Below are 14,405 nucleotides of genomic sequence, written 5' to 3'. Positions count from 1 at the left end.
TATAAATAAATATTATGAGAGAATTATATACATTAATTTTGCAAAATGCAAAAGCAGGTAATATAACTAAAGAGGCGGCAGCAGAATTAATAAACAAAGTAAAAGAAAAGTTTAGTAATAATCAAGAAAATGATCTTGCGATTGTTGGTATGGCAGGACGTTTTCCGGAGGCAGATCACCTGAATGAGTTTTGGGAAAATCTTATGGAGGGGAAAGAAAGCATTAGAGCATTTCCTACTGATAGAAGAAAAAGTGTAGAAAACTATATTAAAGTTTTTTCGAAGTCTGATTCTGAAAGGTTAAGAAAAGCAGGATATCTAGAGGAGATAGATAAGTTTGATAATGATTTCTTTGGTATTTCTCCTAAAGAAGCAATTCTTATGGACCCTAATCAAAGAATACTTCTTGAAAATGTTGTTCATACAGTAGAAGATGCAGGAGAAACCTTTGGAGCATTGCAAGGAAGTCATACAGGTGTTTATATAGGCTATAGTACTGATTTTGGAACAGAATACAAAGACATGATTAATGTTGTAGATACTTTAGATGGATTTGCTGCTACTGGGAATACGTATTCTGTACTGGCAGGACGCATTTCTTACCTATTTGATTGGATTGGCCCAAGTATGGTATTAGACACAGCGTGTTCGTCATCTTTAGTTGCTTTAAACAAAGCTTGTGATGACTTGAGAAATGGTACATGCAGCCAAGCTATAGTAGGATCTGTAAAGGCTGTTCCTATTTTGGGATTACAATCAGAGCTTGAATTTGGAGTAGGTTCATCAACGGAAAGAACCTTTCCTTTTGATAATAGATCAGATGGTATTGCATTTGGTGAAGGAGTAGGCTGTATTATGATTAAGCCTTTGGCAAATGCAATAAAAAATAAGGATAGAATATATGCAGTAATTAAAGGTGGATCAGTTAATCAAGATGGTAATTCAATGGCACTTACAGCACCCAACCCATTATCTCAAAAGAAACTTATTCTTGAAGCTGCTAAAAATGCCAAGGTTAACTTGGCTGATATAGGATATTTTGAAACACATGGTACAGGAACAAAATTAGGTGATCCTATAGAAGTTCAGGGTATAACACTTGCTTTTAAAGAACAAACAGATAAAAAGCAATTTTGTGCTATTGGTTCAGTCAAAGCCAATATTGGTCACTTAGATTGTGCAGCAGGCATTGCTTCTGTTATCAAATGTGCATTACAGTTAAAACATCAAACCATTGTACAAAGCATTAACTTTGAGATACCAAACAAAAATATTGATTTTATGCATTCACCTGTTTATGTCAATTATAAAACAAGCAAATGGCGTGCTGAACCTGGGAAAACAAGAAAATGTTGTATTAGTTCATTTAGTGTGGGAGGCACCAATAGTCATATTATTCTGGAAGAATATCAGCCACCTCAGGAAGAACATTTTATTGATAAACAGGCAGTAAAAATACTGACACTATCTGCTAAGGATGAAGGTGTATTAAAACAGTTAGTTAAAGACTACATAAGTTTTTTAAATAAAAATTGTGAAATAAACTTAATGGATTTATGTTATATGGCTAATAAATGTAGACAAGCGTATTTATACCGTTTAGCCATTGTATTTAATGATTTAGATGAATTATTAAGTAAGTTACATACTTATCAAGAAGCAGGGCAAATAGAAGGTGTATATTTTGGAAAGGCTGAACGCAATGAAAGTAATGGAGAAGTACTAATTAATCAGTTTAAAAAAGAAAGAATGTTAGATGGTCAAGTGGCTTGTCAGATTGCTCAAAGTTATATTAAGGGGGACAATATAGATTGGACACTAATGTATGCTGATGAAGCGGTCAGAAAGATATCACTTCCACTATATCCATTTAAGAAGAATAGATGCTGGATTGATTTAGATGAAACTACGCTTGAAAGACATAGATATATTATTAAGGAAGAAAAAAATGATGCATTTATTCTTACAGGTAAGGATTCATTTACAAAGATTGAAATGGATATAGCAAAATGCTTCTATCATCTGTTGGGTGTAAAACAATTGGATATCAATGATTGCTTCTTTGAATTAGGCGCTAATTCCTTGATAGCAATCAAGTTTGAGCTTGAAATGAAGAAGCTAAACTATGATTTTTCATATAAGAATTTAAATAAGTATGAAACAATCAAGAAGATTGCTGCCTACATCGAATCACAAGATAATAACGCACCAATTAATAATCAAGTGATTGTATATGAGGGGATTCAGCCTTTCAATGATATATTTTTTAGAGATTGCTTTTACAACTCATTCTTTCCTATTTTAAAAAGAAATAGAAAGTCAATTATGCCATTTTTGTTAAATGCTTATCCAATTTATAAATTGAATAAGCAGCTAATAAGTGTGGGATATGCTGAGATTCAGGACTTTGAGGCGATCTGTAAGCAGGAGAATATTGCTTATGAAGCTTTTGAGAAGGTTGTTTGCATTGAAGGTGAAATTGAGAGTGCTCTAAGACATGAACAATTGGTAATTGTTTTTATAGATTGCTATTATGAAACCTTTAGGAAGGATACATATAATAAGTTGCATTGGCCACATACCCTGTTAATTTATGGGATGGATGCGGAAAATAAGAAATTCTATGTAATAGAGCATACCAATAAGGATAACTTGGGTTACAAAAATTATGTGTTGGATTATCAAGATGTAATAGATTCTTATGAAGGCTGTTATGAGAATTTTACTAATATGTTTAAGTATGGTTTGTACAAGTTCAATATTGAAAACGGTGAACCATTGGAAGATGAATCTCAGGTAATAACAGAAGTAGCGGTGAAAAATCTTTCAGCGATATATGACAATATAGCTGGGGATAATAAAGTGCTAAATTGCTTTAAGGATTATTTCCAAGAGATACTTGTTAGTGAGCAGGACTTAACTGAAAACATTCAAAATCTCGTTGAAAACCTTAATAGCTTAATTAATGTAAAGCGTGCCGAACTATATAAATATGAACAATTACCAACCTTCAACAAGGCATGTAATCATTTAAAAGCTATTGTTGATAACTGGGAAGAAATTAGGGATGGCTTGTTTTATTGCCTGTTTGCAAATGACTATAATAATGAGATTTTACTTCCTCTAAATGAAAAAATTAAGCAAGTGATTAGCTTAGAGTGTGAGTATATGAAGGTACTGCATGATGTAAGCACACAAATTATAAAATGAAAGGTAAAATATCATGGATTTTGAATTTACAAAAGAACAAAAGGACTTAAAGAAGGAAGTCATTAAGTTTGCTAAAAATGAATTATGTGATGGAGAACATGGGGTTTTTTCAAGAGAACTGTGGCAAAAGTGCGTTGACTTTGGTCTTATAGGAATGAATGTACCGGAAGAGTATGGCGGAATGGGACTGGACTATCAAACGAGTGCAATCTTGCTGCAAGCACTTGGGTATGCTTGCGAAGATAGTGGATTTGTTTTTGCAATCACTAACCATTTATGGGTATGCCAAAATCTTGTTAATGAATTGGGAAACAAAGTCCTAAAAGACAAGTATTTAAGAGGCATGACTGAGGGCGAATATATAGGATGTTTTGCTATAACAGAAGTAGAGTCAGGCTCAGATGTTTTTCAAATGCAAACTAAAGCAACCAAAGATAACGATGGATACGTATTAAATGGAAGTAAGATGTTTATATCTAATGCACCAATTGCAGATGCTTTTGTTGTTATTGCTAAAACAGAAAATGAACAAGGTAAAGAAACTCTAACAGCATTCTTTGTAGAAAAGAACTTTCCAGGTGTTTCAATAGGAAAGAAGATTTCCAAGATGGGCTTAGAAGCTTGCCCTATGGCTGAATTGTGCCTAAATAATTGTAGAGTACCTAAAGAAAATATTGTATATCAAGAACATAAGGGCATGAAAGTTGCTAATTATGCACTGCAAATGGAACGTGTATTTGAATTTGCCAGTCACATAGGTGCAATGGAAAGACAGATGGAGAAATGCATTAAATATGCGAATGAAAGAAAACAATTTGCTAAGCCAATTAAGGAATACCAATCAGTAAGTAATAAGATTGTAGATATGAAGGTGAAAATTGAGCTTGCTCAGTTACTTTTATATAAGATTGCTTGGAAAGCTGACCATAAGAAAAATATCTTTTTAGATTCCTCAATTTTTAAATTGTTTGTAAGTGAAAGCTATGTAGCAACATGCTTAGATACGATACAAATTCATGGCGCTTATGGTTATTCAAAAGAATATGGTTTAGAAAGTGAATTAAGAGATTCAATAGCATCTACTATTTACTCAGGAACATCGGAAACACAAAGAAATATTATATTTAGTTTAATTGATATTATTTAGGAGGGAGCACTTTGAAAATAGTTGTTTGTATAAAGAGTGTAAGAGCAACACTTCTTTTACAACCTAGCAAAAAGTATGCAATCAATCCCTATGATATTTGTGCTTTAGAGGAAGCCGTAAAGCTTAAGGAGAGCAAACAAACAGAAGTTATTTGTTTAATTATGGGTGTAGTAGACCAAAGATTAGCCGCAGAACTTAAGAAATTTGGCGCTGATCGTATTATTTTTGCCTCAGATACGAAGTTTGCAGGCGCAGATACATTGGCTACAACCTATACTTTAAGTAAGGCAATTAATAAAATAGGTCAAGTGGATTTAATTCTTTGCGGTGATCATGCAATAGATGGTGAAACAGGACATGTAGGGGCTGGACTTGCTAAACGATTAGGATTTGACTTTTTAAGCAATGTAGATCACTTGGAGGTAGAAGAAGAACGTCTAATGTGTATTTGTAGGGATAAGACATACCGTTATACTTATGAAATTGAAAGCGGTATGGTACTTGCAGTAGTAAACTGTATGATTAAAGAAGTTACGCTTTCTATTATGCAACTAAAACGCATTAATTCAGTAGCTTATGAGGTTTGGGATGCAAGTGAGCTAGAAGTTGATGTGGAGAAATGTGGTCTTCTAGGATCACGAACAAAAGTTGTAGATGTGGAACAAATGAATAAGCGTAATGCCAGAAATGCTACCGAACTTAATATGGAAAATCAAGAAGACATGAAGCAGTTGCTACAAATATTAAGGAGGAGGTAGGCAACTTGAATACAAAAGAAGAATTGAAACAAATTGTAGTGATTGGTGATTTGCATGGAGATATCGAATTTGATCAGCAAGTAACAAGTATTGCCGCATCAATAGGTAGGGATTGGAATAAACAAGTGCTTTTTATTCAATTAATTGATATGAGTGATGGAGCTTTAGAGTTTTATTTTGATTATGGTGTTGATAAAATTGTAAAAATAGACCATAACCAATTTAATATGAGACAAATGAACGACATTCTATTAGAAGAAATTAAAGCATTGTCACCTTCACTTGTTTTAACAGGTAGTAACAAACAAAATTGTGAGATAGCAGCCAATATAGCTACTGCTTTAGAAATTGGCTTAGTTGCAGAGTGTATTGCCATTAAGATGGATAATGGTGATAAAAAATTAAAATTTTCTAGAGCAGCAATTAGTTCATCAGTTATTGCAGATATTATTTGTGATGAGTGTGATATACAGATGAGCACAGTAAAAAAAGATTGCTTTATCTCACAATATATGCCATGTGACCATCAAAAAAAGTCAATTATACATAAAGTTATCATAGGTCATAATGATAATGAAATGAATTATAAGCTTATTAACAAAGTAGCTATAGAGGCTGCAAACGAAAGCGTTAAGTTAAATAGCAAAGTTATTATTGGTGTAGGGCGTGGTGCTATTAAGTTTATGCCTCGCATTGAAAAGCTTGCAGAAGTATTACAGACAGAGATTGGTGTAACAAGACCATTAGTTGATGAAGGGCTGATGCCGCATAGTCAGCAAATTGGTCAATCAGGTAAGTCTATAAAACCTGATTTATATATTGCATTAGGTGTTTCAGGTGCATCTCAGCATGTTGTTGGGATGCTAAATGCAAAGAAAGTTATTGCAGTTAATATTGATGAAGAAGCACCTATTAAAAAACATTGTGACTACTTTATTCATTTAAATGTAGAAGAATTTATTAATAATATTTTAAAAGAATGTGAAAAATAGGAGGGAATAAAAAATGGAAGAAATTATGGAGAAATTATTAGCTTATGTAACAAAATCAACAAACTCAAAGGAAATTTATAGTACAGATAATATTTTTGAAAAAGGTCTTGTACATTCATTATTTGCAATGCAACTTATTTTATATATTGAAAAAGAATTTGATATTGAACTTGAGGATGAAGAACTTGATTTTGAAAAAATAAAATCAGTTAAAGATATTGCTGAACTTGTTTATTCAAAAATGTAAAGAAAAAAGATAAATAATAAGGTGGGATATAAATGCAAATAGAAAAGATAGGTGTTGTGGGTGCGGGTAATATAGGTTCTAGTCTTGCACATAGTTTAATGCTTTATAACAAAAAAATCATATTGGTAGATGTTTCAAAAGAAGTATTGGAAAAATCTAAAAAAAACATTAAGCAATCATTGAGATTTGCACATATGTATCTTAAAAGAAAAGAAAAATTTGATGCTAATTTAATAGATAATATTACCTTTACGACAGATATGAATGCATTAAGTGATTGTGATTTTGTAGTAGAAAATGTAACAGAAAATTGGAAAATTAAAGAGGAAGTATATAGACAATTAGATCAAATTTGTAGAAGAGATGTCTGTTTTGGTGTAAATACTTCTTGTATTTCTATTACAAAGGTAGGTGCTATTACAACAAGGCCAGATCGGGTAATTGGAATGCACTTTATGAATCCAGTTTATTTAAAACCATGTGTAGAGGTAATTAAAGGTTATCATACATCTGAAAGTACTATTGAGGAAATTGAAGCTTTTTTAGAGAGGGTAGGAAAATATGCAGTAATTGTTAATGATTTTCCGGGATTTGTGTCTAATAGAATCTCCCATTTGTTTATGAATGAGGCAGTGTTAACTATTCAAGATGGTGTTGCAAAACCAGAGGAAGTGGATTCTATTTTTAAAAATTGTTTTAATCATAAAATGGGGCCATTAGAAACAGCTGATTTAATAGGTTTAGATACAGTATATAATTCACTAATTGTGCTATATGAAAGCTATCATGACAGTAAATACCGACCAGCGCCATTATTGGCTAAAATGGTTGACGCAGGTTTATTAGGCGTAAAAACAGGAAAAGGTTTTTATACCTACAATGATTAGTGACAGTAAATGGAGGAAGCTAAAATGATTCAAGGCTTATCAAATGATGATTATGAACTTATTCGAACATTTAATAGCACAGAAGTGCCAGTAACAAATGAAAGATTGGTATATGAATACTTTGAAGAAAATGCAAATAAATATCCAGATAAAATAGCATTATTTTTTATGGGGAAATCTTTATCTTATAAGAAAGTAAATGAGACAGCTAACCAATTAGCTTATAAATTAGTAGCAGATGGTGTTAAGCCGGATGATATTGTTGGTATTATGTTAGAACGCTCTTTTGAGATGATTATTAGTATATTAGCTATTTTGAAGGCAGGAGCTGCCTATTTACCAATTGATCCACGACATCCTAAAGACAGAATAGAATACTACATACAAAATAGTAGGGTGCAAATAGTACTTACTTCTGAGCAGTATATCCAAGATGAAAAAACTCAAGAAGTAAACTATATTTTATGGGAAAAAGCTGATGAATGGGAAGGAAATAGTAAGACTAATCTAGTAAGACGCGCACAAACCAACAATTTAGCTTATATTATTTACACATCTGGTTCTACGGGCATGCCCAAAGGGGTTATGATTGAACATGGCGGACTAATCAATCGCTTAAGTTGGATGATTAATAATTTTGTATTTAATGAGGAAGATGTTTTTCTTCAAAAGACTACTTTTTCATTTGATGTATCTGTATGGGAACTTTTGTGTTGGGGAATGGTTGGTGCCAAGTTAGCCATTATGGAGCCAAATAAAGAGAAGAATCCACGTTCAATTGTAAAGATGATTGAACAATACAAGGTTACAGTATTACATTTTGTCCCATCGGTATTGGAGTTATTTATAAGTTATACAGAGTATAAATTTGATTTAGATCGCATCAAAACACTAAAATATGTAGTTGTTAGTGGAGAAGAATTAACGCTAATTACAGCTAAAAAGTTTAATGAACTATATAAACCACATCATGAAATTGCTTTGTGGAATTTATACGGACCAACGGAAGCGACCATTGATGTAACGAGCTTTAATTGCGATGAATTAGATGACAGTTTTGAACGCGTACCTATTGGTGGACCTGTATGGAATACTAAACTCTATGTATTTGATGAAAATATGAGAATATTACCGGTGGGGGAAAAAGGTGAATTATTTATTGGTGGTATCCAAGTAGCAAGAGGGTATTACAATAATGAAAAATTAACCGCAGAAAGGTTCATGCCTAATCCTCTTAATCCAGATGAAATGATTTACAAAACAGGTGATTTAGTGATGTGGAATGAACATGGCTTGATTGATTACTATGGTAGAATAGATTCTCAAATTAAGATTAGGGGGCTACGTATTGAACTAGGTGAAATAGAATTTCATCTTATGCAATACCAAGGCATTACAAAGAGTATTGTAATTGTAGATGCACGTAATTTAGTTAATAAGTATTTGGTTGCCTTTTATACCGGAGAGCCTGAAGTAAATGAAGGGGAACTAAGTGAGTTCCTAGCTAAAAGAATTCCAGAATACATGATGCCTACTAAATTCATCCATATAAAACAGTTTGATACGGTCTTAAATGGAAAGCTGGATAGAAAGGCACTTGTAAACCTATATGAAACTAAATATGTTGTATAAAAATGAATTTTGAGGTGTTAAAAATGTTAAATGATGATAAAAAGAATGAAATAACACAAAGTTGTCAGTTACGTACAACAGAACAAAAATTAATTAATATATGGGGCGAAGATCAAATTTTTGATAGTGATGCTATTCAAGTAAATGATAACTTCTTTGAACTAGGAGGTAACTCAATTATTGCCATTAAGATTATAGTGCGTATTAAAACGTATTTTGGGATTAATCTTTCACCTAAAATATTGTTTCAATCACCTACTATAGCTGAATTAGCTAAAGTAGTAGATCAATTGATAAGACCTAGTGATAATCTTAATACTTCTGAAAGTAGGGAGGAGTTTGAAATATGATGTGCATAGAGCAATTTATAAGTTCACTTTCAGCTAAAAATATTCGCCTATGGATAGATGGAGAAAAACTAAGATGTGATGCTCCTAAGACTGAATTAACTGCTCAGTTACGCAGCGAACTAGCGGAGCGTAAAGGTGAAATAATACATTTTTTAAAAGGGTTACATCAAGGTGAAGAGAGAGTAGTGGCCAAGGTTAACCGTAGTCAAGATTTAGAGCTTTCCTTTGCACAAGAACGCCTATGGTTTTTAGATCAGTTAATACCGGGAAATGTAGCCTATAACAATTCAGTGGCTTGGCGTTTAAAAGGTGAAATTGATGTAATAGCTTTAAAGAGAAGTTTGCAAAATCTAGTAGACCGTCATGAGACCCTTAGAACTACTTTTGAACTTAAAGGAGACAGACCCATACAGAAAATCTACACTAATGTGTCACTGAGCTTTAAAGAGATAGACCTAAGTAAAGAAAATAAAGAGCAGCAAGAAGAATTAGTGAGTAATATGGTAGTTAATGAAGCAAGAACACCTATGAATTTAACAGAGGGTCCTTTATTTAGAGGAATGCTTATCAAATTACAACCTTATGAACATATTTTAATGTTAAATCCGCATCATATTATTTCAGATGGATGGTCATGGTCAGTACTCTTTAAAGAATTAGAAGCGATGTATTTAAGTGAAATAGAGGGTAAAGCGTTAGTATTAGATTCACTTGAGATTCAATATGCGGATTTTGCCAAGTGGCAAAAAGAATACTTACAGGGTGAAGTTTTGGATCAACACTTATCTTATTTGAGAAATAAGTTATTTGGGGCACCTGCTCTATTAGGTTTACCTTGTGATTTTCAAAGACCTAAGCTGCAAACATATAATGGCAAGAGAAAGTACATTGAAATACCTAAGTTACATACGAAACAATTAAAAAAGATAAGCATTCAAAAAAATGTTTCTCTATATATGATTTTATTGACCTTTGCTAACTTATTATTTTATGCTTACACAGGTAGTGAGGATCTTTGTATTGGTACACCTGTGGCAAGTCGTAATCAAAAAGAATGTGAATCTATATTTGGGTTCTTTGTAAATACATTAGTATTACGCAATCAAATTAATAAAGATATGACATTTGATGAACTACTTATTGAAGTAAGAGAAACTTGTCTGGAAGCATTTGAGCATCAAGAAATTCCGTTTGAAAAGCTAGTAGAAGAATTAAATGTAGATCGTAATACAAGCTATTCACCTTTAGTACAAACGATGTTTGTTTTACAAGATGTAAAGGAAGCTGACTTTAAAATCAAGGGGATTGAAGTGGCACCTTATGTTTTTGATAGAAAGACAAGCCGGTTTGAACTAGAAATTTATTTATGGGAATCTGGGGAACAGTTAGAAGGTTATTTTGAATATAATACTGATTTATTTAAAGAAACAACCATTGAAAGAATGATGGCTAATTTCCTATATATTATAGAGATGGTACCTAATCATATAAATGAGCCAATTGGACAGTTGACTCTTATCTCAGAAAGAGAATTTAATGAGGTGGTCTATCACTTTAATGAAACTGCATGTAGTTATGATAAAAATGAAACCATGCATGGACTCTTTAGCAAGCAAGCCGCTAAATATCCAAAACAGATTGCGATTACTTCCGGTCTGGAACAAATGAATTATGAAGCACTTGAGCAAAAGTCGAATCAATTAGCACATTTACTTGTAAAAAATGGAGTGCAGCCAGGTAGTTTAGTAGCAGTTAATATGGAACGTTCTATGGACTTGATTGTAAGTGTCCTGGCTATTGTAAAGTGTGGTGCGGCATATGCCCCTTTTGAGCCTTATTTACCGGATGAAAGGTTGCGCAAGATTTTATCAGGGTTAAGCGTACAGCATATAATTACGGACAAGAATAATGTAGATAGATTACAGCGATTAGATTTAGAGAAGATTGCATACTTTTTTGTTGTAGATGATGAAGGTAGCTTAAAAGGAAAAATAATTGGCAAGAATCAAATCAATGCAGAACCTATAAGTAGTGTAGGGGTAAAAGTTGACCCGATGTCAGATGCATATGTTATTTTTACTTCAGGATCAACGGGAACACCTAAAGGGGTTGTAGTTAAGCATCGGCCAGTTATTAACCTAATTGAATGGGTTAATAAATCCTTTGATATAGGGCCAACCGATAAGGAATTATTTGTAACTTCCATTGGATTTGACTTATCTGTATATGATATATTTGGTATTTTAGCAGCAGGAGGTACTATACGCTTAGTTAAAAGTGATGATTTATCAGAACCAAAACATCTGTTAGAAATCTTAGTAAATGAAAAAATTACACTTTGGGACTCCGCGCCACAGGCTTTACAGCAACTAGTACCATTCTTTGAACAGACTAATTGTGAAGGTAATATATTGAAACATGTCTTTTTAAGTGGCGACTGGATTCCATTAACATTGCCTACAGAGATTAAAACTTATTTTAAAGAGGCACAAGTTATTTCATTAGGAGGCGCAACAGAAGCAACGGTTTGGTCAAACTATTATACTATTGATAAAATTCAACGAGAATGGGTAAGCATTCCTTATGGTAAACCTATACAAAATGCCAAGTATTATGTATTGGATAAAAACCTGAAGCCATGCCCAATAGGTGTAAAAGGTGATTTATATATAGGTGGTAGTTGTTTGGCTTCAGAATATATTAATGATGAGACATTAACACAAAGTAAGTTTATTCCTAATCCATTCGTACCAGGTGAAAAAATGTATCGCACAGGAGATTTATCCAGATGGTTTGTTGATGGTAACTTAGAATTTTTAGGTCGTAGCGATTTCCAAGTTAAGATTAGGGGATATCGTATAGAATTAGGTGAAATAGAAAGTTGCTTATTACAGCAAGATGGGATAAAAGAATCAATTGTTATTGATATTGAGCAAAACGGAACTAAGTGTTTGTGTGCTTATTATACTGCGAATAATACTATTGAAACTGGTAAACTAAAATCATTACTCAGCAAACAGTTACCAGATTATATGATTCCGACATATTTTATGAAAATTGAAAAGATTCCGATGACTTCAAATGGTAAGGTAGATAGAAAACAACTACCTAAACCAAAAGCTGAAACTGATTTAAGTATATGTTATGAAGCGCCTACTAATGAGGTACAAAAGCAAATCTTTGATATTTGGAAAGAGGTATTAGAATGCAGTGATTTTGGTATTAATGATAACTTCTTTATGATAGGTGGCCATTCTTTAAGAGCAACTGTAGTAACAGGTAGAATCCATAAACTTTTAAATGTAGATATCCCACTAAAAGAGCTTTTTGCAACACCAACTATTAATGGATTAGCTAACTATGTCATTAACAATAGAGAAATAGGTGAAAATGTTTATGAAGTGATTCCAAAAATACCGGAAGCGTCGTGTTATGAAGTGGGACCAGCTCAAAGTTATATTCTTAGTTACCATAATGATCAAAGAGTAACTGTTTTTAATGAAGCAAGAGTAATGGAAGTAGAAGGAAAACTTGATTACGCAAAAGTTGAAAAAGCATTCAAACAACTTATTGTACGTCAGGAGTTGCTTAGATCCAGGTTTATCAAGGCTGATGGACGTTATGTTCAGGAGATTTTTGATGCTGAAGAGATAGAATTTAAAGTAAAGATTGTGGAAGAGACAGATCCAGTCAAAGTACGTTATTTAATTGATCACTTTGTAAGACCTTTTAAAATTAATCAAGCACCACTTTTTGAAGTTGAAATTATTAGAATATCAGATGATAAGAATATTTTAATGTTTAATGTAGACCATACAATATTTGATGCAGTTTCACTTACCATATTTGTTAAAGAGTTCTGTCAATTATATGAAGGCAAGTATCTGCAACCACTTAGAATCCAATATAGGGATTATTCTGCATGGAAAATAAAACGTTTAATGGGCCCGGTTAATCAAAAGCAAGAGGCATACTGGAATAAAATATATGCAACACTAAGTCCTGATTTGGATATACCATCAGATAGGGAACGTACGCCGGGTATGCTCTATATTGGGGACGATGTTTCCTTTAATATTGATACTGAGACGAGCAGTAATCTGAAAGAGGTCGCCATACAAAAGGGTGTAAGTTTATACATGGTTATTATGTCCAACCTTAAATTACTGCTGCATAAATATACAGGTAAGACAGATATATCGGTGGGAAGTGCTGTAGCAGGAAGAGTAAATGTCGAACTTGATAATATAATCGGTGTATTTATTAATATGGTTGGGATTCGTACGCAAATTCTAGAGGATATGAGCTTTGCAGATCTTCTTGATGATGTAAAGGAAAAGACACTGGGGGCTTTTGAAAATTCAGAGTATCCAATCGCTTCCATTATTAATAGATTTGGAGGCAAGAAACTTTATACAGTCATATTACTATGGGAAAATGCAGAAACAATAAAATTTAATATTGAAGGGCTTAAGTTTAAAGAGTTGCCTTTAAACTATGAAGCTAGCGCCTATGAGATAATGATTTCTGTAAAAGAAATTAGTGATGGTTTGAGTATTCGATTAAGTTATGCAAAGAATTTGTTTAATATAGAAAGAATAGAAGCTATCAGAGATTACTTTATAAATTGCATAAAGGATACTAGTGAAAACTTAGATATACCATTAAGAAATCTTCAACTTAGAAAATAAGGTAAGTGATGGAACATAGCCACGTAGTGTAAAAATTATCAAAGCCTGATATTCTCAAAAAAATGAATGTTGATTGGTAGGATTTCTCTAATGGTAAAGATATATTTTTGGAACAGAAGCAGTATTTGTTCGTAAGCGCTCAATAAAAGAGCGCATTACACATTAACCATTCATTTGAGATAATACTTCCAAAGAACCTTTAGACTTTTTCAAGTTTTTCGTCAATGACTAAAAAGTCCAAAGCAATTTTGAGGAGGCTATCAGAAAATGGATAAAATCACAGATGCCAAAACCGAATTCAGGCGGAGGCAATGGACTCAAATAATTCAGGACTGCCAGAACAGTGGTATGACAGTTGTAGGCTGGTGCAGCCAGAACAACGTGAATACAAAATCATACTACTACTGGCTACGAAAAATTCGTTCCCTGGCATGTGAAACCGGAACACTTGTACCACAAAGAAATGAACAGAAGATTGTACCGGTATCTTTC

General features: G+C 32.9%; 10 protein-coding genes. All 10 read left to right on the top strand.

Translation table 11 applies throughout. The features are described 5' to 3' along the window. The first annotated feature begins 14 nt into the window (after window positions 1–14). A complete protein-coding gene (locus LY28_RS16915; RefSeq protein ID WP_110463364.1) occupies window positions 15–3,209 on the top strand; it encodes a beta-ketoacyl synthase N-terminal-like domain-containing protein in 3,195 nt (1,064 codons plus the stop codon). Window positions 3,210–3,222: 13 nt separating this feature from the next. Further along, complete coding sequence (locus tag LY28_RS16910) at window positions 3,223–4,356, top strand: acyl-CoA dehydrogenase family protein (RefSeq protein WP_110463363.1); 1,134 nt, start codon at window positions 3,223–3,225, stop codon at window positions 4,354–4,356. Window positions 4,357–4,367: 11 nt separating this feature from the next. Continuing rightward, entirely contained in the window at window positions 4,368–5,114 is a 747-nt protein-coding gene (locus LY28_RS16905) for an electron transfer flavoprotein subunit beta/FixA family protein (RefSeq protein ID WP_110463362.1), read from the top strand. Window positions 5,115–5,119: 5 nt separating this feature from the next. After that, complete coding sequence (locus LY28_RS16900; RefSeq protein ID WP_110463361.1) at window positions 5,120–6,106, top strand: electron transfer flavoprotein subunit alpha/FixB family protein; 987 nt, start codon at window positions 5,120–5,122, stop codon at window positions 6,104–6,106. A 13-nt stretch (window positions 6,107–6,119) separates the two neighbouring features. After that, on the top strand, window positions 6,120–6,353 hold the full coding sequence (locus LY28_RS16895; protein ID WP_110463360.1) for a phosphopantetheine-binding protein: 234 nt from the start codon (window positions 6,120–6,122) through the stop codon (window positions 6,351–6,353). Window positions 6,354–6,385: 32 nt separating this feature from the next. Beyond that, the gene (locus tag LY28_RS16890) at window positions 6,386–7,240 is read left to right on the top strand and encodes a 3-hydroxyacyl-CoA dehydrogenase family protein (RefSeq protein WP_110463359.1); all 855 of its coding nucleotides are present in this window, start codon (window positions 6,386–6,388) and stop codon (window positions 7,238–7,240) included. A gap of 24 nt (window positions 7,241–7,264) precedes the next feature. Further along, window positions 7,265–8,872 (top strand): non-ribosomal peptide synthetase, encoded by a 1,608-nt coding sequence (locus LY28_RS16885; RefSeq protein WP_110463358.1) that lies wholly within the window; start codon window positions 7,265–7,267, stop codon window positions 8,870–8,872. Window positions 8,873–8,895: 23 nt separating this feature from the next. Then, a complete protein-coding gene (locus LY28_RS16880; RefSeq protein WP_110463357.1) occupies window positions 8,896–9,222 on the top strand; it encodes a phosphopantetheine-binding protein in 327 nt (108 codons plus the stop codon). Then, window positions 9,219–13,913, top strand: coding sequence for a non-ribosomal peptide synthetase (locus LY28_RS16875; RefSeq protein WP_110463356.1), 4,695 nt, complete (start codon window positions 9,219–9,221; stop codon window positions 13,911–13,913). The genes LY28_RS16880 and LY28_RS16875 overlap by 4 nt, the downstream gene beginning before the upstream one ends. Before the next feature lie 267 nt (window positions 13,914–14,180). Next, on the top strand, window positions 14,181–14,405 hold a 225-nt coding region (tnpA, locus tag LY28_RS16870), incomplete at its 3' end, for an IS66 family insertion sequence element accessory protein TnpA (protein ID WP_110463355.1).

The organism is Ruminiclostridium sufflavum DSM 19573 (assembly GCF_003208175.1).
Classification (GTDB): domain Bacteria; phylum Bacillota; class Clostridia; order Acetivibrionales; family DSM-1351; genus Ruminiclostridium; species Ruminiclostridium sufflavum.
The sequence above is the reverse complement of the archived record's forward strand: the minus strand, read 5'-3'. Positions and strand labels throughout refer to the sequence as shown.